Here is a 23,962-nt window from a genome sequence, read left to right as displayed (position 1 = left end):
AGTGCGTTAATCGGCTTCGGCCAGAGTGACCCGATTCGAGACAGATAGTAGTAGCGTGCGGGGAGCACCATGGCTGCCAGTATTTTGATCGCCGACGACGACGCCGTTGCCCGCCGCCTGGTCGAGAACATGGTGCAGAAATGCGGCTATGAGACGATCGTCGTGGAGTCCGGCGACGCCGCGATATCGGCCCTCACCGCCCCCGACGCACCTGCTGTCGACGCCGTGATCCTCGATCTCGTGATGCCCGGCCTCGACGGCATGGGCGTGCTGGCGAAAATCCGCGAGGCGGGCCTAGCCGTGCCCGTCATCGTGCAGACCGCCCATGGCGGCATCGACAATGTGATCTCGGCGATGCGCGCCGGTGCGGCCGACTTCGTGGTCAAGCCGGTCGGCCTGGAGCGGCTCCAGGTCTCGCTTCGCAACGCCCTCAACACCTCCGCGCTCAAAGGCGAATTGCAGCGCATCCGTCACAGCCGCGAGGGACGGCTGACCTTCTCCGACATCATCACGCGCGCGGAGGCAATGACGGGCGTGATGCGCGCGGCGCAGAAGGCGGCGAACTCGTCGATCCCCGTGCTGATCGAGGGCGAGTCCGGCGTCGGCAAGGAGATGTTCGCGCGCGCCATCCACGGCAGCGGCGAGCGCAAGGCAAAGCCCTTCGTCGCCGTCAATTGCGGCGCGATCCCCGACAATCTCGTCGAATCCATCCTGTTCGGCCACGAGAAGGGGGCGTTCACCGGCGCCACCGAGCGGCACACCGGCAAGTTCCTCGAGGCCCATGGCGGTACGCTGTTTCTGGACGAGGTCAGCGAGCTGCCGCTGACTGCGCAGGTCAAGCTGCTCCGCGCGCTCCAGGAAGGTGCGGTCGAAGCCGTCGGCGGCCGCAAGCCCGTGAAGGTTGACGTCCGCATCATCTCTGCGACCAATCGCAAGCTCCTGGAGCGAGTGAAGCAGGGCCATTTCCGCGAAGATCTGTTCTATCGCCTGCACGTGCTGCCGCTGACGATCCCCTCACTCAAGGCCCGGCGCGAGGATATCCCGCATCTGCTGCGGCATTTCCTGGCGCGCTTTGCCGCCGAAGAGAACCGCTCGATCTCCGGCATCAGGGGCGAGGCTGTGGCGCATCTCGCCCAGCTTGATTGGCCCGGCAACATCCGCCAACTCGAAAACGCGGTCTACCGCGCGGTGGTGATGAGCGAAGGCGACCAGCTCGGTCTCGACGATTTCCCGCTGCTGGCCTCGCATCCGCATTCCGCAAGCGAGATCCCGACCGCCCCGCTGATGATCGAACCGATCGCGGCGCCTTCGGTGGTGTCGGGTAACGAAATACCGATTGCACCGCTGCCCTCGGCAGGATCCCTGTCGATGCTGACCTCGACCGGCGACGTCCGTCCGCTCGAGGAGATGGAAAACGAGATCATCCGCTTCGCCATCTCGCACTACCGCGGACAGATGTCGGAGGTGGCACGTCGCCTGAAGATCGGCAGGTCCACGCTCTACCGCAAACTCGACGAAGCCGGGGTTCCCGGCCATGGCGGAAAAAGCGGCGAGGAGACGCACTGAACCTCATGCGAACGGAGGTTCGCGCGAGCGATGAGGCGCCCGCAAGCCGTTGAATTACGGCAAAATTCGGCGGCGACCGAAACCGTGACTTGGAAGTGACAGACAGCGGGAAAAACGTGCGGTCAAGCCGCACAATCCGTTGCAAACGCGCTGTCTTGAAGTCAGTTTGTCGTGAGTTTCCCGGGGTAGCGCTGGCCGCAAAAACGGGGCCTGTATATCGTCTGCGTAGGAATCGTTGCGTGCAGGCGTGCAACTTTCAAGAGGCCGGCGCGATTTAGCCGAAGCTCAATTAGGCGATAAAGAAAGCTGTTCCACGGGGGACAGTTCACCCGAGGGGTGCGATACAATGCGTGACTGTTTGAACCACCGTGCAGGCTTTGACCGCGTTTTGACAGCGGTCGCGGCGACCTTCCTCACGGTATCGGCCGGCTCGGCGCTGGCACAGGATCAGGCGCGCAGCAGTGCCGCCGAGCTCGCAATCGAAGCCGCGATCCCGCGCCCCGAGCCCGCAAACGTCCCGCCCCCGACCGCCGCCGACATCAAGCTCGACACCACCGCCGCCGTCCAGGATACGCCGAAGGAAGCTGCGAAGGAGCCCGTGAAGGCTGAAGCCGCACCGGCCCCCGAGAAAGTGGAGACCAAGCCTGCCGACGTCGCCACGACGCCAGCCTCCGACGCGCCGAAGAGCGAGACGGCCAAGACGGAGCCCGCGAAGACCGAACCCGCCAAATCTGAGCCCGCCAAGGCCGATACCGCGGCAGCACCGGCAGCCGCTCCGGCAGCGCCTGCAGCTGCAGCAGCCACTCCGACCGCCGAGCCCGTGAAGGCCGCAAGCAACGTCCCCGCCGCCGACCAGCCGGTCGCCGACAAGATCAAGGACATCATCGGCGCCAAGGCCTCGCGCCATTTCGACCGCAAGAACGAGCGCGCCGCCGTCGAGAAGTTTTATGGCGCCCGCGACTTCGCGCCGGTCTGGACTCAAGCCGGCGGCCTCACCGCTGCGGCCAAAGGTGTGATCGCCCGGCTGAAGGATGCGGCGTCCGACGGTCTCAATCCCGCCGACTATCCGGTGCCGGACTTCGCCGCCGCCACGACGCCCGACGCGCTCGCCGACGCCGAGCTGAAGCTCACCGCCAGCATGTTCGACTATGCGCGCCAGGCGCAGAGTGGCCGCATGCACTGGTCCCAGGTCAGCGCCGACATCCTCTATCCCGAGCATCCGGTCGAACCCAGCGAGGTGCTCGCCAAGGTCACGACGGCGGCCGACGCCTCCGCGGCGCTCGACAGCTACAACCCGCCCCAGAAACTCTACAAGGAGCTGAAGGCGCAGCTCGCCAAGCTCCGCGGCCAGACCGACGGCCCGGTCATCGAGATCACCGACGGCCCCGCGCTGAAGTACACGCCCGCCAAGGGCAAGAAGCAGGCTGAAATCGTGGTGCAGGATCCGCGCGTGCCGCAGCTCCGCGCCAAGCTCGGCATCACCGAGAACGCCAGCGACGACCACTATGACGCAACGGTCGCGGAAGCCGTCCGCAAATTCCAGGACGGCGCCGAGATGAAGGCGACCGGCGTCCTCGATTCGCCGACCGTGAAGGCGCTGAACAGCCCGAAGCGCGACAAGCAGATCGACACCGTGCTGGTGAACATGGAGCGCTGGCGCTGGCTGCCGCGCGACCTCGGCGTGGCCTCGCTCGGCGATGCCTATGTCATCCTCAACATTCCCGACTACACGCTGAAGGTGATGCAGCGCGGCCAGCAGGTCTGGACCACCCGCGTCGTCACCGGCAAGCCCGGCCAGCACGCGACGCCGCTTCTGACCGAGACGATGAAGTACATCACGGTCAACCCGACCTGGAACGTGCCGCCATCGATCGTCTATGGCGAATACCTGCCGGCGCTGCAGCAGGACCCGACCGTGCTTCAGCGCATGGGCCTCAAGCTCGAGCAGAACCGCGACGGCTCGGTGCACATCTCGCAGCCGCCCGGTGAAGCCAACGCGCTCGGCCGCATCCGCTTCAACTTCCCGAACAAGTTCCTGGTCTATCAGCACGACACGCCGGACAAGCACCTGTTCGCCAAGGACGAGCGCGCCTTCAGCCATGGCTGCATGCGCGTGCAAAATCCGGATCAGTACGCCTCGGTGCTGCTCAACATCACTATGCCGGGTGAGAAGTACACCCCGGAGCGCGTGCGCAGCATGTACGGCTCGGGTGAGATCGACCTGAAATTCCCGACGCCCATCCCGGTGAACATCACCTACCAGACTGCGTTCGTGGACGATGGCGGCAAGCTGCAGTTCCGCAAGGACGTCTATGGCCGCGATGCGACCATGATCAACATCCTGAAGAACGGCCGCGGCAAGGACCTCGAGAACATCGTCGCCCACTCGCAGCCGAGCTATTCGCGCCCGGCAACGACGCTGCCGTCCGGCGTGGCCTTTGCCAATAATGGCGGCTCGTCGGGTCCGAACTTCTTCGAGCGGCTGTTCGGCGGCGGCGCCCCGACCCCGCCGCCGGCTCCGGTTGGCCGCCGGCCGCAGCGGGTTTTCACGCGCTGAGCCCCGGCGCAGCTAAATTCCCCAATGAAATCAGCGACCCCGTCCGCTGGATGGGGTCGCTTAACGTTAACCATTCTCCACCCGAGTTCGGGCGGCGGGCGTTTTTTCGCCACACTCGGCCGTTTAGGATTGTAGCCTGACTTGGTTTTGGGGGCGGGAAGGTAAGCTGCAATTAACCTTCTCGCTTTAAGAAAGCGTTCACCCTCTTTCGCGCGCTAACGGGGTTGGCGGGAGAGTCCATTTTGAACGCTCGTCGACTGGGTGGGCTCATTCGTGCTGGCTGGTTTCGCACGCCAATTCGCTGCGTTGTCGTTGTCCCATGCGGGCGTGAAGGTCGGATCTCGGATCGGCCTCGCCTCGCTGGTGCTGCTCGCGGCTGCCGGTTCGGTCCATAACGCCGCCGCGCTGAACGAGACCAAGACCCTCTCGTTCCACCACACCCATTCCGGCGAAGACCTCACCGTCACCTTCAAGCGCGATGGGCGCTACGACGAAGCCGCGCTGAAGACGCTCAACCACTTCCTGCGCGACTGGCGTACCCAGGACGAAACCGTGATGGACCGTCACCTGTTCGACATCCTCTGGGAAGTCTACCGCGACGTCGACGGCAAGCAGCCGATCCAGATCATCTCCTCCTATCGCTCCCCGGCGACCAACGCCATGCTCCGCCGCCGCTCCTCGGGCGTGGCGCGCTTCAGCCAGCACATGCTGGGCCATGCGATGGACTTCTACATTCCGAGCGTGCCGCTGGAGCAGATCCGCTTCGCGGGCCTGCGCCTGCAGCGTGGCGGCGTCGGCTTCTACCCGACCTCAGGCTCGCCGTTCGTGCATCTGGACACCGGCAGCATCCGGCACTGGCCGCGCATGACGCATGACCAGCTCGCGCGCGTCTTCCCGGACGGAAAGACGGTCCATCTGCCGACCGACGGCGTGCCGCTGAAAGGCTATGAACTCGCCAGAGCCGAGATCGAGCGTCGCGGCGATGGCGACGACGGTGCCAGCAAGCCGGGCTTCTTCGCCGCCCTGTTCAAGGGCAAGCCGGCCCCCCCAGCCAGCAGCGACGAGGATGACGAGGGCGCTCCGGCCCCGGCCGCCAAGCCGGTCACGCCGACCGTTGTCGCCGCCGTCGCCAAGCCCGCCGATCCGGTGCCGACGCCGCGCGCCAAGCCGCAAGTTCCCGCCGCGCTGCAGCTCGCCTCGGCTGATGCCCAGCTCGTAGCGCCGCCCAAGCCGAAAGCAGAGCCGAAGCCGGAGCCCGTGGCTGACAAGCCGGCAGCCGGCAAGTTCGAGTCCCCGGCCGACATCATCAATGCCCGCGGCTTCTGGGATGCACCAGTGACCCCGCAGCAGGCGACGCCGGCCCAGGTCGCAGCCCTCAGGGCGCGCCAGGCACTTGCCGCCGCCACCGATCCGCAGCCGACCGCGAGCGTCACCAACGCCGCCTACCAGGCGCTGGCCTTTGCACCGGCTTCCGCATCGCCAGTCGACCGCTCCCGCGTCGTCGCCGCGTCCGCGCCGATCCCGCGCGGCGTGCGTCCAGCATCCGCTGCCCGCAACGCCGCACCGGCCACCGAGATCAACACCGTCGTCGGCAAGAGCTCCGATGGCATGATCGCAACCGCCACCCGCCTCTCCGCGGCCAAGGGTGAGAGCATCTGGCTCAAGATCGCGATGCTGTCGCCGAGCGCCAGCCGCGCGATGTCGGTGACGCTGATGGGCGAGCTCGACATGGCCGCGCTGCGCGGTTATTTCGTCAAGCCGCAGGCGGTGGTCGCGATGGGCTTCACCGACGATCCGATGCAGGGCCTGTCCTGCGACAGTTTCTCGGGCAGCGCCACCACCAAGATCGAAACGACGTCGTTTGTCATGCGTACCGCCGCGCTGCGCTGAGGCTGATCGCCTAGCGCGTCTTCTTTCCTCGCCGATCCAGATGATAGGTTAGCGCCAGCGACAGGCAGACTGACAGCTCCTGCTTGGGCAGCTTGCCCGCCACCGGCAGCAACAACGCCCTGGTCTGCCGATATTCGAACTGATCGGGAAAGCGCTCGCGAAAGGTGTCGACCAGCGTCGTCTTGCAGTTGAACAGAATGGCGGCGTGGTCGGAGTCCTTGAGGCGGCCAAGCCGGATCGTCGAGCCGCTCCCCGACTGCTCGGTCAGATAAGCAGGCTCGCCCCATTTCAGCGTTTCAGTGAGCTTGCCGACACTGTCATCCGCCGCAGCGGTCGCAAAAATCAGGTCGCGCACCTGAAGTAGCCGCTTGCCGATCGGCGCTGGAAGAGCGCCGATGGCACGGTTCACCTCACGCGGCAGCGATGGCGCAGTCACTGATGTCTCCGTTCACAAACGAAGTGCAGCAGCCGCAATTTGTAGCCTGAGTAATCTTCGAGGCGCAAACGCCTCAGATCATCCCCAACGCCTGCATGTAGGTCTCGAGAATGGTCTCGGCCTCGGCGCGCTCGTTGGGATCCTGCTTGCGCAGGCGCACGATGGTGCGCAGCGCCTTGACGTCGTAGCCGTTGCCCTTGCTCTCGGCATAGACGTCGCGGATGTCGTCGGAGATCGCCTTCTTCTCTTCCTCCAGCCGCTCGATGCGCTCGATGATGGATTTGAGCTGGTCCTTGGCAAATTTCGTCGCGGGCTCGTCGTCGCGGACGGCGGCGGAGGTGGCCATCTTGGTACTCCCAATGGAACTGGCAAAACGAGGTGACGCCGGCATCCACCGCGCGTGCTGCGTAGACCCTTAGGGTTGACGCTCCCCGCGTTCAAGCAAGCATCGCGCTCGTCCACAGCGCGCCCACACCTTCCTGCGGGGATGCAAAGAAAGCTGTTGTGTGGTGCGACTCAGGGCACCACAGCCCTTAGTGATTGTGGGGATGGACCTTCTTCATCGCCTCGATCTGCTCGGGGCTCGCCGTGCCCTGGTGCTTTGCCTTCCAGGTCTCGTAGGGCATGCCGTAGACGGCCTCGCGACTCTCGTCCTTGCTCAGCGCCACCCCCTGCGCATCGGCGGCGTCCTTGAGCCAGTTCGACAGGCAGTTGCGGCAGAAGCCGGCCAGATTCATCAGATCGATGTTCTGGACGTCGGTCCGCGTCTTCAGATGATCGACCAGGCGCCGGAAAGCGGCTGCCTCGAGCTCCGTTCTGGTTTTGTCGTCGATTGCCATGGCTGGACCTCTCGGCTTTGTCCCTGATCGTGGTCACCCTTACGGGATCAGGTGGGGTGCTGTCACAGATTTTGCCATATCGCGGCGCAAACGGCCGCTGGGCCGGCAAATCGGCCGTTCCCCGGCCCCTACGCCAAATCGTCAATCATCTGGTATACGTTCCGCGACAATGATCGCCGAATCTCCCCGCTCCCCCCTTCGCCTGCTCGCCCGGTTGGTCCCGGCGCTGGCGGTTGGCTTATTGTGCCTCTGGGCTAGCCCGGCCTCGGCCGATTTCCGGCTCTGCAACAACACGTCGAGCCGGGTCGGCATCGCGCTCGGCTACAAGGACGCCGAGGGCTGGACCACCGAAGGCTGGTGGAACATCTCGTCCCGCTCCTGCGAGACCCTGCTGCGGGGAACGCTGGTTGCCCGTTACTATTACATCTACGCGATCGACTATGACCGCGGCGGCGAATGGTCGGGGCAGGCCTTCATGTGCTCGCGCGACAAGGAATTCACCATCCGCGGCACCGAGGACTGCCTGGCGCGCGGCTATGACCGGACCGGCTATTTCGAGGTCGATACCGGCGAGCAGCGGGCCTGGACGGTGCAGCTCACCGATGCCAACGAGCAGCCCTCGTCGCAGCCACGGGTCCCCGGCATGCCCGGCCCTGTCGGCCCTGGTGGCGGCGTTCCGGGTTTGCCCAATAGTCCGCCCGGTGGTACGCCCCCCGCCGCACCTGGCCTCCCGCCAGCCCCCTCGCCACCGTCTGGAAATAAGCCATGAGGCGTCTTCGCCGTATCAAGATTCTCGCGACCCTGGGACCTGCCTCCTCGGACCTCGCGATGATCCGCCGCCTGTTCGAGGCCGGCGCCGACGTGTTCCGCATCAACATGAGCCACACCCCGCATGACAAGATGCGGGAGCTGGTGGCGACGATCCGCAATGTCGAGTCGAGCTACGGCCGCCCGATCGGCATCCTGGTCGATCTCCAGGGCCCCAAGCTCCGCCTCGGCGCGTTCGCGGAAGGCGCGGTCCAGCTCCAGAACGGGCAGACCTTCACGCTCGATTCCGACAAGACGCCGGGCGACGCCACCCGCGTCAACCTTCCCCACCCGGAAATTCTGGCAGCGCTCAGGCCCGGCCACGCGCTGCTGCTCGACGATGGCAAGGTACGGCTGATCGCCGAGGAGACCAGCAAGGAGCACGCGGTGACGCGCGTCGTGGTCGGCGGCAAGATGTCCGACCGCAAGGGCGTCAGCCTTCCGGATACGGACCTGCCGGTCTCGGCCATGACGCCGAAGGACCGCGCCGACCTTGAGGCTGCGCTCGTGACCGGCGTCGATTGGATCGCTCTCTCGTTCGTGCAGCGCGCCGATGACGTGATCGAGGCCAAGAAGATGATCCGCGGCCGCGCTGCGGTGATGGCCAAGATCGAGAAGCCGCAGGCGATCGACCGGCTCGCCGACATCATCGAGGCCTCCGACGCGCTGATGGTGGCGCGCGGCGACCTCGGCGTCGAGCTGCCGCTGGAGCGCGTGCCGAGCCTGCAGAAGCAAATGACGCGCATGGCGCGCCGCGCCGGCAAGCCGGTGGTGATCGCAACGCAAATGCTGGAATCGATGATCCAGTCGCCGGTGCCGACCCGCGCCGAGGTCTCCGACGTCGCCACCGCCGTGTATGAGGGCGCCGACGCCATCATGCTGTCGGCGGAATCGGCAGCCGGCAAATTCCCGGTCGAGGCGGTCTCGACCATGAACCGCATCGGCGAGGAGGTCGAGCGCGACCCGATTTACCGGTCCGTGATCACGGCGCAACGGCCGGACCCGGAATCGACAGTCGGCGATGCGATCGCCGATGCCGCGCGGCAGATCGCCGAGACGCTCGACCTGCCCGCATTGATCTGCTGGACCTCATCCGGATCGACCGCCGTGCGCGTGGCGCGCGAGCGGCCGAAGCCGCCGGTCGTCGCCATCACGCCGAACATCACCGCCGGGCGCCGGCTCGCGGTGGTGTGGGGCGTGCATTGCGTGGTGGCGGAAGATGCGCGCGACCAGGACGACATGGTGAACCGCGCCGGCCAGATCGCCTTCCGCGACGGTTTCGTCCGCGCCGGCCAGCGCGTGATCATCGTCGCCGGCGTGCCGCTGGGCATCCCCGGCACCACCAACATGGTGCGCATCGCCTCCGTCGGCCCCGAGGGCGACGCGAATATGTGAGGCGGTCGCCACCCGGCGAACCTAAACCCGCGAAAACAACCCCATGCACAGTAGCCGGCCATGGCCGGCTGCCTTGCGCGGGTCTTGCGAAAAGGCTTGCTCAGGCAACGGCCTGAACGCGATCAGGCCTAGGCTCCCACTGCAGGCGGCTCTTCACGCCCCGACCAGCGCCTTGGTCGTCGGCAGCAATGTCTGCTGCACCACCAGACCCCTGGCGCGGGCGTCCATGACGCCGACGGCGCGCAGCGCCAGCAGCGTCACGGTCTGAACAGCGTCGCGCATCTTGGCGGGATCTTCGAGATTGTCAGGCGCCAGCGGCCCGACCAGGGCCTCATGCAGCGCGCCGAGCAGCGCGGTTGCCGCCAGCGCCGTGTCCTGCGCCGGCAGATGGCCGGCGCGCACGGCGGCGTCGATCCGCCCGGCAATCTCGCCCGCGATCTCGCGGCGGCTGGCCAGGCGCGAGGCGCTGACATCGACATCGACGGGCTCGGCCAGGATGCCCCAGGCGAGGCGCCGCTGCGACAGGGTATGGACCGCCACCGTGGTCACGGCCGCCGCCAGCGCGGAGGACGGCCCTGGCGCGGCATCGGCCGCCCGCCTGATCGCCGCGAGCTCGTCGCGGGAGACTTCCGAAATCAGTTCGGAGATCAGCTCGGCCTTGGACGGGAAGTAACGATAGACAGTGCCGGCCGCCACACTGGCCCGGACCGCGACCGGTGCGATCTGCACCGCTGCCATGCCGCCTTCGGCTGCGGCTTCCCTTGCCGCCGCCAGGATGGCGCTGCGCCGAGCCGCAAGGCGCTTAACCACTTGATGCGTCCGCCGATAAACCATGGCGCGCTTCCTGTCCCACCACGCCTGCCGCACGCCAGCGGCCGAACGCTTCGTCACTGATTTCGCTGCAAATCGCCCCGCAAGGACTGAACAACTATTCAGGGAGGATGACAAGAAGCAAATGTGCGACCGATGACACGCGTTCGGCTTTGCGGATTGGCACTGGCTCCATGCTGCGGGATGCCGCCGCGGTGGGTCGCCGCGACACCGCTGATCAACGGCGCACCACTTTTACGAGAAAAATGAAAAAGTTCCCGCACTGATTCATGCAACCTTAACTGGTGATCCGTAGTCCTACGGGCGTAAATTGGAATTCAGCAATGCCCCTCGCAAGCGTGATTTTTGCGCCACGCCCCGCTTCCGCGAACGGCTCCGGCCCTCGGTTCGACGTCCACAGGGAAAGCAGCAACGCCATACACGATGGACCTATGGCAGACGTACCGAGTGCGCGGTGCGAACATCAAGCGCCGTTGTCCCGTGCCGATCACGAAGTTGCGACCGCACTAAGACTAGTTGAATTCAATTGGCGACTTCTGGCCAGCGTCGCAGGCTTCGTCCTCGCATGGCTCGTCGCGACGCAATTCTATATCGAGCCGGCAGGCTATGTCGTTGCCTTCGCATTGGCGACCCTCTGCGGATGGTTTGGGCTCCGCAATGCACGATCAGGCGCGCGCGCAAATCCGAGAGTCTTTCTTTCGCTCATTGCATTGGCGCAGATGACGTTGGCCATTCCGGTCATGCTCACACTGACCTATGTGGCCACATCCGCCGGCTTTCCGCTGCAAGATGCCCGACTGCTGGCCTGGGACCGCGCACTTGGCTTCGAATTCAAAAGCTTTCTCGATTTTATAAACGGTCATCCAGAACTGCTCTCTGTCCTGGCACAATCCTACAGCTCAATTACTTTGCAGATGATCCTGCTGGGACTCGTTCTTCCGTTAACCGGATGCTATCAGCGCGGCGCGGAGGCAATATGCGCTTACATCCTCGCCCTTCTCGTGACGACTTGCATTTCGGCTTTCGTCCCGGCTATTGGCGTCTATCATGTACTCGGCTTGCAGGCCTCCGACTTCCCTAACTTCGAACCTGCGGGCTACTACGATACTTTGCGCGACGCGCCGCTCGTGCGCGCGGGTCTACTCCGGAAGCTAAATTTGCCGCAACTCGTGGGCGTGGTTACGTTTCCGAGCTTCCATGCAGCAGCTGCCGTTCTTTACATGTGGTCGTTCTGGCCATTGCGCTGGCTCAGACTGGCCGCCATCCCCTGGAACGTGCTGATGATCGTCGCGACCCCGCTGGGCGGAGGTCACTATCTGGTCGACATACTGGCCGGCGTCGCGGTGTCAACCGTGGCGATTGTCGTCACGACAGCCATCAGTGCAGCCTGCTCAACAGGCCGCCTCATGAGCACCGCTCGGCTGGCGATGGTCCCTGCACGGGCTGGAAAACCAGCATAGCAATTCGGCTTCGTCCGCTCCATCGACTGCGGCTTTCTCTCCGACCCTTTGCGAGATTGCGCGGTCTTCGCACCCAGAGATTTGGGACACTCGTCGAAATGCACCTTGGAACAACCTTGACGTGGAGTCTGACAATCGGCGCAGCCCTCCTTGCGCTCATCATGGGCAAGCTGCAGGGGTTCAGTTTGGCGCTAGGCGGCTATGCCCTCCAAGGTCTGGGTCTCCTCGTTGTCTGTCCACTCGCCTTCGCCCTGTACGGAACGCTACGATCGGGCTTCAGGTTTCTCGCGTTGCCATTCCACGCCTTCGCGCAGTTTTCCGCGTTCAATATTGCTGCGTGGCTGCTCCAATTCCCGCTGGCAAGCCTCGATCTCCCGTCCGTCGACCGCTCCTTGATCCAATTCGACAGCATGCTGGGCAACGATTGGCTGGCACATTTCGAACTGATCTGCGCCGATCCGACGGTATACAGCTTTGTTGAACTCATCTATCGCGCACTCCTTTTCCAGGTCCCTATCGTCTGTGCCGTCGTGGGTACTCTCGATCCGCTCCGACTGCGCATATTGGTCCTGGCAAATGCGCTGGCGCTCTCGCTAACGCTCGCCTTGGCAACGCTATGGCCTGCGGGAGGGGCTTTTATGGCGTTCTTCAAGCCGCCTTACGCAGCGTCGATGGCATCGCAATTCGCCGCTGTCCGTGACGGCAGCCTGCGGGCCCTCGATCCCGAGGTCATGACCGGCATCATCGCTTTCCCCTCGTATCATACAATTCTAGCGATCCTCATCGGGCTCTCATTCCGCGGCGTCCCGGTTCTATTCCCGTTCGTCGCAGCCTTTCAATTTGCGATCATCTTTAGTGCCCGTTCCATGGGGGGCCATTATTATGCCGACATTCTCGCCGGTATCCTGATTGCCTGCGCGTCGAACTGGGCGGCTGAACGGTTGACCACCGCGAAAGAAAGCGGCATCGGATCGAATTTTCAAATTGCTACCGCAGAACTACCCGGGAATATGGCGACCAACCACTACGTTGCTCAGCGCTTCCCGAAGGCGGGCACGTGAAGAACCTTCGAGGCGGGGTGCCGGCGACGTCACACTCGGGAAGCCGGGCGGCAAATCGCTCAAATTGCAGGGAATCAATTGGGAAACAGTCGACCACGATTGTTACCGTGCCCTTAAAGCCGGTCGGCGACTGTGGCTTTGATCCTAAGCGGTGCAGTATGGTCGACACGGACGCCAAAACGGCCTGGAAGCTCTTTCAGCTGAACGGGTTTCCCATCGCAGCGATGGGCAGCCTGCTGGCGCTCGGCCTCTCCGTCACCGGCCTCAGGCTCGAGCCGGTCGGCTACGGCATCACGCTCGCGATCGCCGCGTCCTTCGTTGCCATCGCCTATCGCCACTACATCGCCAGGGGCGATCGCGCCGATCCGAAACTCATTTTCTCGCTGGGCACGATCGGCCAAATCATCATCACCTGCGCCATCGTCGGGCCGCTCAGCTATGTCGCCAACTGGATGGGCTTTCCACTCCAGGATCAGGCGCTGCTCGCGATCGATCGCGCGCTAGGCCTCGATCCCGAGCCGATCGCGCGCTTCGTCAACGATCACCCCTGGCTCGCGGACGTCCTCTCGCGCAGCTACGGCCTGATCAAATGGCCGTTGCTCGGCATCCCCATCGTGCTGGCGCTGACGGGGCGTTACGTGCGGCTGCAATTGTTCATGCTGGCGATGAGCCTCGCGCTCGCCATCACCATCGCAATCTCGGCGCTCGTGCCGGCAATCGGCACTTACTACGGTCTGCAATTGCCGGCGGCCCAGCTGCCCGATATCAACACCGCCGCTTACGCCGGACAGCTGCGCGATATCCTGGCGCTGCGCGACGACAGCCTGCACCAGCTGCAACTGTTCACGCTCTCCGGCATCGTCTCGTTTCCGAGCTTTCACGCTGCATCCGCCGTGCTCTACATCTGGGCGCTGTGGCCGGTGCGGCGCATTGGCGGCATCGTGGCCACGCTCAACCTGCTGATGATCGCGGCAACGCCGGTCATCGGTGCGCATTACATCATCGACGTTGCCGGCGGTGTTGCACTGGCGGCAGGCTCGATCTGGGCCGCGAAGGCTTATCTGGAATGGATGGGGCGCGTTGCGCACAATGTTGCGAAGGGCGCATCGACTGTCTGGCAGCCGGGTCTCGGCTGAGCTCCCTTCGAGCGGGCAAAGGCGCACGGCGCCGTGCTCACCACGTATCCGCAACCACGATAGAAGTCGTCCCACGACGACCCATCCCCGTCATTGCGAGCGCAGCGATGCAATCCAGACTGTCTCCGCAGAGAGATTCCTGGATTGCTTCGCTGCGCTCGCAATGACGTTGTGGGTGCAGCGGGCCCCAAAACAAAGAGAGCCCCGTCCAAGGACGGGGCTCTCTAGAACTCTGAGTTCGTCTCAGCTTACTTGAGGCTGGACGAGATCGAGCCGAACTTGGTGTTCAGCGTGGTGCCGAGGTTGTTGACGACGGTGATGATCGCCAGCGCGATGCCGGCAGCGATCAGGCCGTATTCAATGGCGGTGGCGCCGGATTCATCCTTCACGAAACGCGAAACGAGGTTCTTCATAGACTGCTCCAAAAGGTACACGAGGCTTCAATGGTCTGGTCTCTTCGGCTTCCCAGCGCCGCCCGACCATGGAACCGAACGTAAGGGCAAAGACTTGCGCCGCAGTTAATTCGACTGCGTAAACACGGAACGGTTTGCATGTATTCGTCGATGGTAAACCGAAATTGAAAACAACCCGTTAAATTGCACGGACACGAAATCCGGCAATCCCGCCGATTTACTGGAAGTTATGACCGCTATGGTCCAATGCCGCCCGCTGGCAAATCCGACAAGAACAAGACGAGGCGGCATGTCCCTTTCCTTCACCAACAGCATCACGGTGCAGAGCCGCGCGCGGGCGCTGGTGCCGCTGTGTGTCGGCGCGGGCGCCTATCTCTTCTTCCTCTATATCGGCGACACGCTGCTTCAGGACTCCGATTCATTCTGGCAGATCAAGATCGGGCAGTGGATCCTCGATCACCACGCCCTGCCCTATTTCGACATCTACTCCTTTACGCGGCCGGGCGAGCCCTGGATCTCGACCTCGTGGCTGTCGCAGATACTCTACGCCGTCTCCTACGCACACATGGACTGGGCCGGGCCGGTGATCCTCACCGCGCTTGCGATCGCGGCCTCAGTTGCGATCTTCGTCTACCTGCTCGATGCGCATCTCGAGATTCCGCGCTCAGTGCTGTTCGCAATGCTGGCCGTGCTGCTGTCACTGCATCACATCCTGGCGCGACCGCACATCCTGGCGCTGCCTGTCATGATCGCGTGGGTCGGCGTGCTGATGAACGCGGCCGACCGCAAGGTGACGCCGTCCTGGGTCTGGCTGCCGCTGATGTCGCTGTGGGCCAACCTTCACGGCGGCTTCGTGCTTGGCCTCGCGCTGATCGGCCCGATGGCGCTGGAGGCGATCTGGACACTCGAGTCCGGCAAACAAATCCGCCTGCTCGCGCGCTGGTTCCTGTTCGGCGTCGCTGCTATGCTAGCCGCCTGCGTCACGCCCTATGGCTGGCGTACGCTGTTGGGCGCGACCAACATTCTCAATCTCGGCGAGCTGCTGTCGGTCATCTCGGAATGGATGCCGGCGAATTTCGCCTCGTTCTCCGCCTTCGAGGGCGCGATCCTCGGCCTGATCGCGATCGGCCTGTTTCGCGGGCTGACGCTATCGCCGCCACGCATCCTGCTGATCCTGCTGTTCACCTGGATGGGGCTGACCCATGTCAGGAGCATTGAGGCCTTTGCCTTCCTGGTGCCGCTGGTGCTCGCAAAACCGCTCGGCGAAAAATCGCCGCTGCCGCAACTCGCGCAAGGCACGGAGACCCCGGCGGCGCGTTATGTCACCATGATGGGTGCGCTGATGATCGCCGCCGCGGCGTGGACCTCGACCTCGATCTACATGTCGCATCACCGCTTCACCTTCACGATGGATCAGACGCCGGTGGCCGCGGTCGATTTGCTGCAGCAGCGCAAGGCGCAGCGGATCTTCAACGCCTACCAGTTCGGCGGCTATCTGATCTCGCGCGACATTCCCGTGTTCGTCGACGGCCGCGCCGAGCTCTATGGCGAGACATTCGTGATGGATTTCTTCAAGGCGATCGAGGTCAAGAAGCTCGACAATTTGATGCGGCTGCTCGAAGAGCACAAGATCGACGCAACGCTGCTGGTCGCCGACTCTCCTGCCGCCCAGGTGCTCGATCACATCAAGGGCTGGAAGCGGCTCTATGGCGACGATATCGCCGTGATCCATGTGCGGGATGACGGGGCAGGCGCCGCGCCGGCCAAACCATGAGCATCGCCGCCAGTCTTCCGATTGCGCGCACCCGGCGCAATCTGGCCCCGCTGTGCCTGGCAGCCGCGACCTTTCTGTTGCTGCTGGTGAGCGGCGACAGCCTGCTGCACGATCCCGATACGCTCTGGCAGATCAAGGTCGGCCAGTGGATCCTCGATCATCGCGCTGTGCCCTGGACCGATCTTTATTCGCTGACGCGGCAAGGCGAGGTCTGGCTCTCGACGTCGTGGCTGTCGCAGGTTCTGTTCGCGACCGCTTATTCTGGATGGGGATGGGCTGGGCCCGTGGTGCTGACCGCGGCCGCGATCGCGTTGGCGATGGGATTGTTGCTCGCCTTCCTGCAACGGCATCTCGATTTGCCCTATGCCCTGGTGTTCTGCCTGCTGGCGATGACGCTGGCCGCGCCGCATCTGCTGGCTCGTCCGCATGTGCTGGCGCTGCCAGTGATGGTTGCCTGGAGCGGCGCCTTGATGGCGGCGGCCGATCGAGGTCGTGCGCCGTCCTTCCTGCTGCTGCCGCTGATGGCGCTGTGGGCCAATCTTCACGGCGGCTTCGTGCTCGGGCTCGCGCTGATTGGCGCGATCGGCCTCGAGGCGCTCTGGCGTTCGCCCGCGCCGCGCCTGATGGCGCTCGCGATGCAATGGGCCGCGTTCGGAGTTGGCGCGCTGGTGGCAAGCTGCTGCACGCCCTACGGCGTGGATACCCTGCTCGGTGCAGCCCGCATCCTCAGCCTCGGCAAATCCTTCTCGGTCATCGCCGAGTGGCGTCCGGCCGATTTCAGCTCGTTCAGCCCGTTCGCGGGCGCGCTGCTCGGGTTGCTCGGCCTCGCGCTGACGCGCGGCCTGACGCTGTCACCGCCGCGCGTGCTGCTGATCCTCGGCACGACCTGGATGGCGCTGGCGCATGTCCGCAGCATCGAGACCTTTGGCGTGATCGTGCCTCTGGTGCTGGCGCAGCCGCTGAGCGGCTGGTTCAGCCCCGTTTCCGATGCACCGCGCGGTTTGCGGATGGCACCCGGTGCCCCGGCGGCACTGGCCGCGGTGGCCATCGTGCTCGCGACCGCAAGCGCCACGTCGGCTTTTGCCGCGCGTCACCCCTTCGAATTCTCGACGGTGCAGACGCCGGTTGCGGCCGTCGATATGCTGACCGAGCGAAAAGCCGCGCGCATCTTCAATTCCTACGGTTTCGGCGGCTACCTCATCGTTCGCGACATCAAGCCGTTCGTCGACGGCAGGTCGGAGCTCTACGGCGAAAAGTTCCTGATGGACTATTTTGCCGCCGAAGACGGCCGCGACGTGTCGGGTCTGCTGCGCATGCTGGACGAGAACAGGATCGATGCGACGCTGCTGACCGTGGATTCGCCCGCGGCGCAGATTTTGGACCACATCCCGGGCTGGAAGCGGGTGTATGCGGATAAGGTTGCGGTGGTGCATGTGCGGGACGATCAGGCTGCCGCACCGTCGAAGTGAAGCTCGGCAACAATCAGGAGAGGCAATCACCGATGTCTTCACTCGTCTTGATTGCTCGTCTCGATGGAATGGGCCTTGCCGGGCAGGAGGGACTTTTCTTCAACCCTGCTCGTGGCCGGATCGACGATCTCGGCTTTTCCAGCGGGCTCGATCAAGCTTTGTCACAGCGCCCGTCCCGGCCCGAGAGTGTGCCGTACGACAACTGGTGTCAGGACAGGTTTTTCGCTGTCCGGCCCAACGAGGACAACAATTCGACCGGCAGTGTGAAAGTGGCTGAAGCACTGGTCTACGATTTCCGCATGCATGGAGAGATCGACTTTACCGGCTTGAGTGTCACGGTCTCACTCCAGAAGGAGGCCTACCAGACCTACCTGGATTATGTCGGCACGATGCGAATGGGTGCGACGAGCAATAGCGATGCATGGGATGGTCGCATCCTGTTTCGCATCCCGTCAGACCCTTTCGCGTTTCCGATGCCTCGCGGAAGCTCTAGCCCGTGGGGGGACATGAGGAACCCAACGGTCAGCCCATTGAAGCTGATCAAGCAGTTCGCCTTTGACGAGATCGACATCCAGCCGCTTCGCGACGCGCAAGGCCGCCGCGTCCAGTTCGACGAAACTGCCAGCGAAGGTCGCGCTGGATGGCAAACAGCCTTGTCTCTCCGGGCCTGACGCAGTTCAATGCAGCCGGATCGGGGCGACGCAAAGGCCCCCAAGTAGACCGCGTGATGAAAAATCCGGACGCAATTGCTGTCATCGTATCCGCGCTCCGCCACGTCCATGGTGACGACATCGCGCGAATGATGCTGGTCGAAGGCATGAGCCTGGCCAATCTGATCGACGCGATGTTCTCGGCGCCCCTGGCGCACCGTGACGCCGTTCGGGCGATGACCGATGGATTGGAAGACTTCGTCATCACGCCGGACCTTGGGCTGATATGGCACCTGAAATTCGTCTACGGAGACCAGCCTGGTTCCCTGCACGTCGTGGACCTGGAGATTGCCACGCCGAACGGCACGCTCGCGAGCAACGACGTCTGGCTGCGTCTGGCGTCGTGAGATGATGGGTCAGGTCATAGCGGGTGGAAACTATGCTGAACGTCGCTGATGCGGAGCTGCTGGTCAAACAGCACCTGAGCGACACGCCGAGAGCCGATCACTCGCGGTTCGTGGCCCACATCATGCGAGCGCTGGCGCCGCGTTTTTCCGCCTCCACCGATCTGTGGGAAGTCGTCGGTCTCTGCCATGACCTCGACTACTTCTACACGCACGGCAACTGGAGCCAGCATGGCTTGGTGACCGTCGCCTGGCTCGGCGACAAGATCCCCGCTGAGGCTCAGCATGCGATCGCCGCTCATGATCACCGCACTGGCGTTCAGGCGGATACGTTGCTTGCCGATATGCTGAAGGCCGCCGATGCGCTTGCCATCATCGACGAGAAACTGGGACGCACCTCACTTCGCAATGCGGATCGCACAGCCCCCTACCCGGCGCTGCGCCGTCTACTCGGTGATCGCTCTTATTTGAGCGATATTCTGGAGCGATACGCAAATAGGCATGGGGTGCCTTTTGAGGACCTCATCGACGTAGTTGCGCGCGCGTAGTTGCTATATTGGGCGTCGGTCACGGAACTGCAACATCAATTCCCCGTCTGCAATTCGCCAAAGCGCTCCCAGGTCTTGCCGTTGAAGCGCATGAACTGCATCTGGTCGACCGGCACATGGTCGGTCGCGCTGGTGTTGATCTTGATGCCGGGGAGCAACATCGGCAGTTCGAGATCGTGGATCGAATAGGCCTGTTTCAGGATGTTCTCGGTCGACAGATCGTCGCCGCAGGCTTTCAGCACGGCCTCCAGCGCCATCGCGCTGTTATAGGCATTGACGTAGTTGGTATCGTGCTGGTCGGCTTCCGGCACGTACTTCGTCATGAAGTCGCGCCAGGCCTTGACGCCGGGATCGTCCTTCCAGGCGGGATCATCGGGGTCCTTCACGTAGGCCGTGGAGAGAATGCCGGTGCCTGCTTCGACGCCGGCAGGCTCCATCACGGTCGAGATCCACACCGCGACGTTGGACAGGAAGGTCATGGGACGCCAGCCGATCTCGAAGGACTTGCGGATCGCTTGCGCCGCGAATTTCGGCGTCGCCGCGATCACGAACACGTCGGCGCCAGAGGCTTTCAGCTTGACGATCTGGGAATCGATGGTCGGATCCTGGATTTCATAGGTCGCGACGGTGACGACGGAATCGTATTTCTCGCCGAGCACGTCCTTGAGGCCGGCAAGATAGTCGCGGCCGTAATCGTCGTTCTGCGAGATCACGGCGAACTTCGCGTTGGGGTTCTTGGCGAGCGCATAGCGCGCATAGAGCCGCGCTTCGTAGCGGAACGGGCCCTGCACGCCCATCGTCGCCTGCGGATATTGCGTGACGTCGGCAAACTTCGAGGCGCCGGAACCGATGAAGAGCTGCGGCACGTTCTTGGACTGGAGATATTTTGCAATCGCAGTGTTATGCGCGGTGCCGATCGAGGAGAAGATCAGCGCAACCTCGTCGCTCTCCACCAGCCTTCGGGTCTGCTCGACCGATTTCGGCGGCGCGTAGCTGTCGTCGAGCGAGATCAGATTGACCTTGCGGCCGTTGATGCCGCCCTTCTCGTTGAGCATCTTGAAATAGCCGACCTCGCCCTTGCCGAGCGCGCCGAAGGCGGAGACCGGCCCGCTATAGGGCATGGTCTGGCCGATCCTGATTTCCGTCGCGGTGACGCCGCGCATCTCGGCGGCGAGCGAGAGGGTTGGCGATAGCAGGATTGAAACGGCGCCAAGCGCGCCCAACGCCGCCACGAAGCGCATCGGTCTCTCCTCCCCTTGCTGGTGCGATCACTCCACACCTTTGTTTGAGGCCGAGCATGTCACGACGGTCGCGTCGCTGCCAAGACTTATTCAAGACCAGGGGATCTCGTGTCCCGGACGCGCTGCAACGCCCACCAGCGCGTTCACGCGCGTCTTCGACGCACTATGGCGTTGCTGCGCAGAGCCGGGACCCACGCCGCACGGATTGCTCGGGGAGATGGGCCCCGGCTCTGCAGCGCGTCACTGCGTGCCGCATCGCGTCCGGGGCACGAGAGCGATGCTATTTCGCGCGATCCTTCACGGGGATCACGAGCTTCAACCCGGACCAGACCTCGCTGACGGCGCAGATCTTGATGTCGACGAGGCCATTCGCCAGCGCGGTCTCGCGCACCAGCGCTTCCGTGACATCAGTTGCAACGCCGGAGGCCTTTTTCGGCCATGACGCCCAGATCATGCCGTCGGGCGCGATCGCCTTGCGATAGCTGCGCAGTTTTGCAGCGAGGCCTTTGGCTTCAGTGGCGAAGACATGCACCACGTCGAGCGGCGGCTTGGCGGCCTTCACCAGCCGCACGTCGGTCGGCAGTTCGCCGACTATGTCGGCATAAGCAACCGGCAGCCCGTCGACAAGAATGCGAAAGCCCGGCTTGAGGCCGAGCTTCTGCACAACTGTTCTGCCGGAATAGCCGGCCATGATCGCTCACCTGCTCACAGACGCTTCGCAGCAACTGCGTTCGAGATCAGGGCCCGAACTCCCGTGCGATGGAAGGGGACGATGAAGAACAGATAGATTTTTCCGAACACGTTATGCACGGTGCAGACCGTCGTAACGATGACGTTCGGCCCCTCGCCATCCCGTGCCTCCAGGACCGACAGCCGGAAGTCGAGATGCTTGTTGTTCCGCCCGGCGACGATCTCGTTCTCGGCGATGAAATAGATCGGCCATGGCCCGATCTTGTCGCCCACGCGGTATTCGCTCTTGATGGCGGGGCTCATGATCTCCCCGACGCTCGGCGCCTCCAGGCCGACCAGCTTCGCGATCGCGTTACGGACGATCAGCAAAAGCTTCATCCAGAGTGGCGTATGTCCGAACAGCGCGAAGAAGATATCGACGATCCCGAGTTCGGGACGCGCCAGCGCCGCGCGGTAGGAATCGTGAAAATAGGCCCGTTCGACAAGGTCGCGGCTGAGCCCGCTGCCGGGAGGATAATCGCATTCGACGACGTGCATGGCGAACCCTTGAGCAGAGCTGAACGGTCCAAAAAAGAACGGGCGCTACGAAGCGCCCGTTCTGAATTCAATCGTTGAAAGCCATCAGCGTTACGCCTGCGGCTGCGGCTCCAGGCCGGGATCCGGATCGGGCCGCGGGCGCGACTTGCCGGCCGGGGGCACGGCGGAGGCACGCGGCGCGGTCGGCTCGAGCACGGACTCGCGGTTCGGCTTCTTGCCCTTGAGCAGGTCGACGATCTCGTCACCCGAGAGCGTTTCGAACTCCAAGAGGCCCTTGGCCAGCGCTTCGAGGTCGGCGTGCTTCTCGGTGAGGATGCGGGTCGCTTCCTTGTAGCCTTCCTCGACCAGGCGACGGATCTCGGAGTCGATCTTCTGCACGGTCGCTTCAGAGGCGTTCTGCGTCCGCGAGACCGACATGCCTAAGAACACTTCATCCTGGTTCTCGCCGTAGGAGACGGTGCCGAGCTCTTCCGACAGGCCCCAGCGCGTCACCATCATCCGGGCCAGGCGCGTGGCCTGCTCGATGTCGGAGGCGGCACCTGATGTGACCTTCTCGCGGCCGAAGATCAGCTCTTCGGCGACACGGCCGCCCATCATGATGGCGAGGCGCGAGGTCATCTGCTCCAGCGACATCGACAGCTTGTCGCGCTCGGGCAGCTGCATCACCATGCCGAGCGCACGGCCGCGCGGAATGATGGTCGCCTTGTGGATCGGATCGGTCGCGGGCACGTTGAGGCCGACGATGGCGTGGCCGCCCTCGTGATAGGCCGTCAGCAGCTTCTCTTCCTCGGTCATGACGAGCGACTTGCGCTCGGCGCCCATCATCACCTTGTCTTTTGCTTCCTCGAACTCGGCCTGCGTCACCATCCGCTTGTTGCGGCGGGCGGCGGTCAGCGCGGCTTCGTTCACCAGATTCATCAGGTCGGCGCCGGAGAATCCGGGCGTGCCGCGCGCGATGGTCTTGAGGTTGATATCGGGAGCCAGCGGCACCTTGCGGACGTGAACTTTCAGGATCTGCTCGCGGCCGACGACGTCGGGGTTCGGCACCACGACCTGACGGTCGAAGCGGCCCGGACGCAGCAGCGCGGGATCGAGCACGTCAGGACGGTTGGTGGCGGCGATCAGGATCACGCCCTCATTCGCCTCGAAGCCGTCCATCTCGACCAGCAGCTGGTTCAGCGTCTGCTCGCGCTCGTCATTGCCACCGCCGAGACCGGCGCCACGGTGACGACCGACCGCGTCGATTTCGTCGATGAAGATGATGCAGGGCGCGTTCTTCTTGGCCTGCTCGAACATGTCGCGGACGCGAGAGGCGCCGACGCCGACGAACATTTCGACGAAGTCCGAACCCGAAATGGTGAAGAACGGCACGTTGGCTTCGCCCGCGACCGCACGCGCGATCAAGGTCTTGCCGGTGCCGGGAGGGCCGACCAGCAGCACGCCGCGCGGAATGCGGCCGCCGAGGCGCTGGAACTTGCCGGGGTCGCGGAGGAATTCGACGATCTCCTGCAGGTCCTGCTTGGCTTCGTCGACACCAGCGACATCCTCGAAGGTGACGCGGCCATGCGCTTCCGTGAGCATCTTCGCCCGCGACTTGCCGAAGCCCATCGCCTTGCCGGCGCCGCCCTGCATCTGCCGCGACAGGAAGATCCACACGCCGATCAGCGCGATGAAGGGCAGCCAGGAAACCAGCAGCGAGACGAACCACGGCACGTTGTCGCCGGGCGGCTTCGCGCTGATCTGGACCTTGGCGTCATAGAGACGCTTCACCAGGCTCGGATCGCTCGGCGCGTAGGTCTGGAAGCTGGTGCCGCTGTTGAAGGTGCCGTGGATATCCGGCCCCTGGATCACGACGTCGCGGACATTGCCCTTATCGACCTCGGTCAGGAGTTGCGAGAACGAGATATCCGTGGAAGAGGCCCGCTGACCCGGATTCTGGAACAGCGTGAACAACGCCAACAGCAGCAAAACAATGATGACCCAGAGGGCGAAATTGCGCAGATTGGCGTTCATCGATCTTCCTTCGTGGTCGCGCGGATCGCGGCCTCATCCTTGGGGCTCTACGAGGAAATCCCCAAGGAATCCTCATCGTTCGACGCATACAATTTAGGTGCCGCCCCGGTCGCTGCCAAGGGAACGAGATGGGACTATTTATCCCATCTTAGAGCGATTCCCGCTGAAATAATGGCAGTGGAGCCGGGGTTTTTCCTGCCTGGTTAAGGTGTCCTGACGGCACCCTGCCGAAACGGCCGGTGTCA

22 protein-coding genes are annotated in these 23,962 nt (G+C 63.8%); 13 read left to right on the top strand and 9 right to left on the bottom strand.

Annotated elements, in window-relative coordinates; all coding sequences use genetic code 11:
* The first annotated feature begins 69 nt into the window (after window positions 1-69).
* The 3 genes from M2427_RS01075 to M2427_RS01065 all read left to right on the top strand — a co-directional run bounded on the left by M2427_RS01075 (window position 70) and on the right by M2427_RS01065 (window position 6,013).
* Complete coding sequence (locus M2427_RS01075; RefSeq protein ID WP_280704201.1) at window positions 70-1,566, top strand: sigma-54 dependent transcriptional regulator; 1,497 nt, start codon at window positions 70-72, stop codon at window positions 1,564-1,566.
* Window positions 1,567-1,912: 346 nt separating this feature from the next.
* On the top strand, window positions 1,913-4,123 hold the full coding sequence (locus M2427_RS01070; protein WP_280704200.1) for a L,D-transpeptidase family protein: 2,211 nt from the start codon (window positions 1,913-1,915) through the stop codon (window positions 4,121-4,123).
* 273 nt (window positions 4,124-4,396) lie between these two features.
* Window positions 4,397-6,013 (top strand): DUF882 domain-containing protein, encoded by a 1,617-nt coding sequence (locus M2427_RS01065; RefSeq protein WP_280704199.1) that lies wholly within the window; start codon window positions 4,397-4,399, stop codon window positions 6,011-6,013.
* Between the two features lie 10 nt (window positions 6,014-6,023).
* On the opposite strand, the gene M2427_RS01060 is transcribed toward M2427_RS01065, so the two are convergent.
* The 3 genes from M2427_RS01060 to M2427_RS01050 form a co-directional block, all read right to left on the bottom strand.
* Complete coding sequence (locus M2427_RS01060) at window positions 6,024-6,449, bottom strand: DUF1801 domain-containing protein (RefSeq protein ID WP_280704198.1); 426 nt, start codon at window positions 6,447-6,449, stop codon at window positions 6,024-6,026.
* Window positions 6,450-6,522: 73 nt separating this feature from the next.
* A complete protein-coding gene (locus M2427_RS01055) occupies window positions 6,523-6,795 on the bottom strand; it encodes a DUF2312 domain-containing protein (protein ID WP_008546273.1) in 273 nt (90 codons plus the stop codon).
* A 187-nt stretch (window positions 6,796-6,982) separates the two neighbouring features.
* Window positions 6,983-7,288: a DUF1244 domain-containing protein gene (locus M2427_RS01050; RefSeq protein ID WP_280704197.1), complete on the bottom strand. Its 306-nt coding sequence runs from the start codon at window positions 7,286-7,288 to the stop codon at window positions 6,983-6,985.
* A 169-nt stretch (window positions 7,289-7,457) separates the two neighbouring features.
* Here M2427_RS01050 and M2427_RS01045 point away from each other — a divergent pair, with 169 nt between their 5' ends.
* On the top strand, window positions 7,458-8,057 hold the full coding sequence (locus M2427_RS01045; protein WP_280704196.1) for a DUF1036 domain-containing protein: 600 nt from the start codon (window positions 7,458-7,460) through the stop codon (window positions 8,055-8,057).
* Window positions 8,054-9,490: a pyruvate kinase gene (gene pyk, locus M2427_RS01040; RefSeq protein WP_280704195.1), complete on the top strand. Its 1,437-nt coding sequence runs from the start codon at window positions 8,054-8,056 to the stop codon at window positions 9,488-9,490. Before M2427_RS01045 ends, pyk begins: the two co-directional genes overlap by 4 nt.
* 153 nt (window positions 9,491-9,643) lie before the next feature.
* Here pyk and M2427_RS01035 read toward each other — a convergent pair whose 3' ends face one another.
* The gene (locus tag M2427_RS01035) at window positions 9,644-10,324 is read right to left on the bottom strand and encodes a TetR/AcrR family transcriptional regulator (RefSeq protein WP_280704691.1); all 681 of its coding nucleotides are present in this window, start codon (window positions 10,322-10,324) and stop codon (window positions 9,644-9,646) included.
* Window positions 10,325-10,752: 428 nt separating this feature from the next.
* Here M2427_RS01035 and M2427_RS01030 point away from each other — a divergent pair, with 428 nt between their 5' ends.
* The 3 genes from M2427_RS01030 to M2427_RS01020 all read left to right on the top strand — a co-directional run bounded on the left by M2427_RS01030 (window position 10,753) and on the right by M2427_RS01020 (window position 13,978).
* Complete coding sequence (locus M2427_RS01030) at window positions 10,753-11,781, top strand: phosphatase PAP2 family protein (RefSeq protein ID WP_280704194.1); 1,029 nt, start codon at window positions 10,753-10,755, stop codon at window positions 11,779-11,781.
* Window positions 11,782-11,897: 116 nt separating this feature from the next.
* Window positions 11,898-12,842 (top strand): phosphatase PAP2 family protein, encoded by a 945-nt coding sequence (locus tag M2427_RS01025; RefSeq protein ID WP_280704193.1) that lies wholly within the window; start codon window positions 11,898-11,900, stop codon window positions 12,840-12,842.
* Window positions 12,843-13,000: 158 nt separating this feature from the next.
* Window positions 13,001-13,978 carry a phosphatase PAP2 family protein gene (locus M2427_RS01020; RefSeq protein WP_280704192.1) on the top strand — a complete coding sequence of 326 codons (978 nt, stop codon included), beginning with the start codon at window positions 13,001-13,003 and terminating at the stop codon, window positions 13,976-13,978.
* Window positions 13,979-14,226: 248 nt separating this feature from the next.
* On the opposite strand, the gene M2427_RS01015 is transcribed toward M2427_RS01020, so the two are convergent.
* Entirely contained in the window at window positions 14,227-14,391 is a 165-nt protein-coding gene (locus M2427_RS01015) for a Flp family type IVb pilin (protein WP_194466236.1), read from the bottom strand.
* A gap of 289 nt (window positions 14,392-14,680) precedes the next feature.
* Here M2427_RS01015 and M2427_RS01010 point away from each other — a divergent pair, with 289 nt between their 5' ends.
* The 5 genes from M2427_RS01010 to M2427_RS00990 are packed head-to-tail and all read left to right on the top strand — an operon-like array spanning window position 14,681 to window position 19,236.
* Window positions 14,681-16,165 carry a hypothetical protein gene (locus M2427_RS01010; protein WP_280704191.1) on the top strand — a complete coding sequence of 495 codons (1,485 nt, stop codon included), beginning with the start codon at window positions 14,681-14,683 and terminating at the stop codon, window positions 16,163-16,165.
* A complete protein-coding gene (locus M2427_RS01005) occupies window positions 16,162-17,634 on the top strand; it encodes a hypothetical protein (RefSeq protein ID WP_280704190.1) in 1,473 nt (490 codons plus the stop codon). Before M2427_RS01010 ends, M2427_RS01005 begins: the two co-directional genes overlap by 4 nt.
* A 32-nt stretch (window positions 17,635-17,666) precedes the next feature.
* Window positions 17,667-18,305, top strand: a complete 639-nt coding sequence (locus M2427_RS01000; RefSeq protein WP_280704189.1) for a hypothetical protein — start codon at window positions 17,667-17,669, stop codon at window positions 18,303-18,305.
* On the top strand, window positions 18,275-18,691 hold the full coding sequence (locus M2427_RS00995; RefSeq protein WP_348521902.1) for a hypothetical protein: 417 nt from the start codon (window positions 18,275-18,277) through the stop codon (window positions 18,689-18,691). Before M2427_RS01000 ends, M2427_RS00995 begins: the two co-directional genes overlap by 31 nt.
* A 32-nt stretch (window positions 18,692-18,723) precedes the next feature.
* Entirely contained in the window at window positions 18,724-19,236 is a 513-nt protein-coding gene (locus M2427_RS00990; protein ID WP_280704188.1) for an HD domain-containing protein, read from the top strand.
* A 35-nt stretch (window positions 19,237-19,271) separates the two neighbouring features.
* On the opposite strand, the gene M2427_RS00985 is transcribed toward M2427_RS00990, so the two are convergent.
* The 4 genes from M2427_RS00985 to ftsH form a co-directional block, all read right to left on the bottom strand.
* Window positions 19,272-20,477 (bottom strand): ABC transporter substrate-binding protein, encoded by a 1,206-nt coding sequence (locus M2427_RS00985; protein ID WP_280704187.1) that lies wholly within the window; start codon window positions 20,475-20,477, stop codon window positions 19,272-19,274.
* A gap of 280 nt (window positions 20,478-20,757) precedes the next feature.
* Window positions 20,758-21,168 carry a DUF3052 family protein gene (locus M2427_RS00980; RefSeq protein WP_280704186.1) on the bottom strand — a complete coding sequence of 137 codons (411 nt, stop codon included), beginning with the start codon at window positions 21,166-21,168 and terminating at the stop codon, window positions 20,758-20,760.
* 14 nt (window positions 21,169-21,182) lie between these two features.
* Window positions 21,183-21,704: a DUF2867 domain-containing protein gene (locus M2427_RS00975; RefSeq protein WP_280704185.1), complete on the bottom strand. Its 522-nt coding sequence runs from the start codon at window positions 21,702-21,704 to the stop codon at window positions 21,183-21,185.
* A gap of 90 nt (window positions 21,705-21,794) precedes the next feature.
* On the bottom strand, window positions 21,795-23,717 hold the full coding sequence (gene ftsH / locus M2427_RS00970) for an ATP-dependent zinc metalloprotease FtsH (RefSeq protein WP_280704184.1): 1,923 nt from the start codon (window positions 23,715-23,717) through the stop codon (window positions 21,795-21,797).
* Between the last annotated feature and the right edge of the window lie 245 nt (window positions 23,718-23,962).

The organism is Bradyrhizobium sp. BR13661 (assembly GCF_029892425.1).
Taxonomy (GTDB): domain Bacteria; phylum Pseudomonadota; class Alphaproteobacteria; order Rhizobiales; family Xanthobacteraceae; genus Bradyrhizobium.
The sequence above is the reverse complement of the archived record's forward strand: the minus strand, read 5'-3'. Positions and strand labels throughout refer to the sequence as shown.

Bases quoted from the DNA above. Each gene is read 5' to 3' on its own strand.
- pyk (WP_280704195.1), top strand. From the start codon at position 8,054: ATGAGGCGTCTTCGCCGTATCAAGATTCTCGCGACCCTGGGACCTGCC.
- M2427_RS00975 (WP_280704185.1), bottom strand. From the start codon at position 21,704: ATGCACGTCGTCGAATGCGATTATCCTCCCGGCAGCGGGCTCAGCCGC.
- M2427_RS01020 (WP_280704192.1), top strand. From the start codon at position 13,001: ATGGTCGACACGGACGCCAAAACGGCCTGGAAGCTCTTTCAGCTGAAC.
- M2427_RS01015 (WP_194466236.1), bottom strand. From the start codon at position 14,391: ATGAAGAACCTCGTTTCGCGTTTCGTGAAGGATGAATCCGGCGCCACC.
- M2427_RS01070 (WP_280704200.1), top strand. From the start codon at position 1,913: ATGCGTGACTGTTTGAACCACCGTGCAGGCTTTGACCGCGTTTTGACA.
- M2427_RS01035 (WP_280704691.1), bottom strand. From the start codon at position 10,324: ATGGTTTATCGGCGGACGCATCAAGTGGTTAAGCGCCTTGCGGCTCGG.
- M2427_RS00980 (WP_280704186.1), bottom strand. From the start codon at position 21,168: ATGGCCGGCTATTCCGGCAGAACAGTTGTGCAGAAGCTCGGCCTCAAG.
- ftsH (WP_280704184.1), bottom strand. From the start codon at position 23,717: ATGAACGCCAATCTGCGCAATTTCGCCCTCTGGGTCATCATTGTTTTG.
- M2427_RS01050 (WP_280704197.1), bottom strand. From the start codon at position 7,288: ATGGCAATCGACGACAAAACCAGAACGGAGCTCGAGGCAGCCGCTTTC.
- M2427_RS01005 (WP_280704190.1), top strand. From the start codon at position 16,162: ATGAGCATCGCCGCCAGTCTTCCGATTGCGCGCACCCGGCGCAATCTG.
- M2427_RS00985 (WP_280704187.1), bottom strand. From the start codon at position 20,477: ATGCGCTTCGTGGCGGCGTTGGGCGCGCTTGGCGCCGTTTCAATCCTG.
- M2427_RS01030 (WP_280704194.1), top strand. From the start codon at position 10,753: ATGGCAGACGTACCGAGTGCGCGGTGCGAACATCAAGCGCCGTTGTCC.
- M2427_RS01010 (WP_280704191.1), top strand. From the start codon at position 14,681: ATGTCCCTTTCCTTCACCAACAGCATCACGGTGCAGAGCCGCGCGCGG.
- M2427_RS01045 (WP_280704196.1), top strand. From the start codon at position 7,458: ATGATCGCCGAATCTCCCCGCTCCCCCCTTCGCCTGCTCGCCCGGTTG.
- M2427_RS00995 (WP_348521902.1), top strand. From the start codon at position 18,275: ATGGCAAACAGCCTTGTCTCTCCGGGCCTGACGCAGTTCAATGCAGCC.
- M2427_RS01075 (WP_280704201.1), top strand. From the start codon at position 70: ATGGCTGCCAGTATTTTGATCGCCGACGACGACGCCGTTGCCCGCCGC.
- M2427_RS01000 (WP_280704189.1), top strand. From the start codon at position 17,667: ATGTCTTCACTCGTCTTGATTGCTCGTCTCGATGGAATGGGCCTTGCC.
- M2427_RS01055 (WP_008546273.1), bottom strand. From the start codon at position 6,795: ATGGCCACCTCCGCCGCCGTCCGCGACGACGAGCCCGCGACGAAATTT.
- M2427_RS00990 (WP_280704188.1), top strand. From the start codon at position 18,724: ATGCTGAACGTCGCTGATGCGGAGCTGCTGGTCAAACAGCACCTGAGC.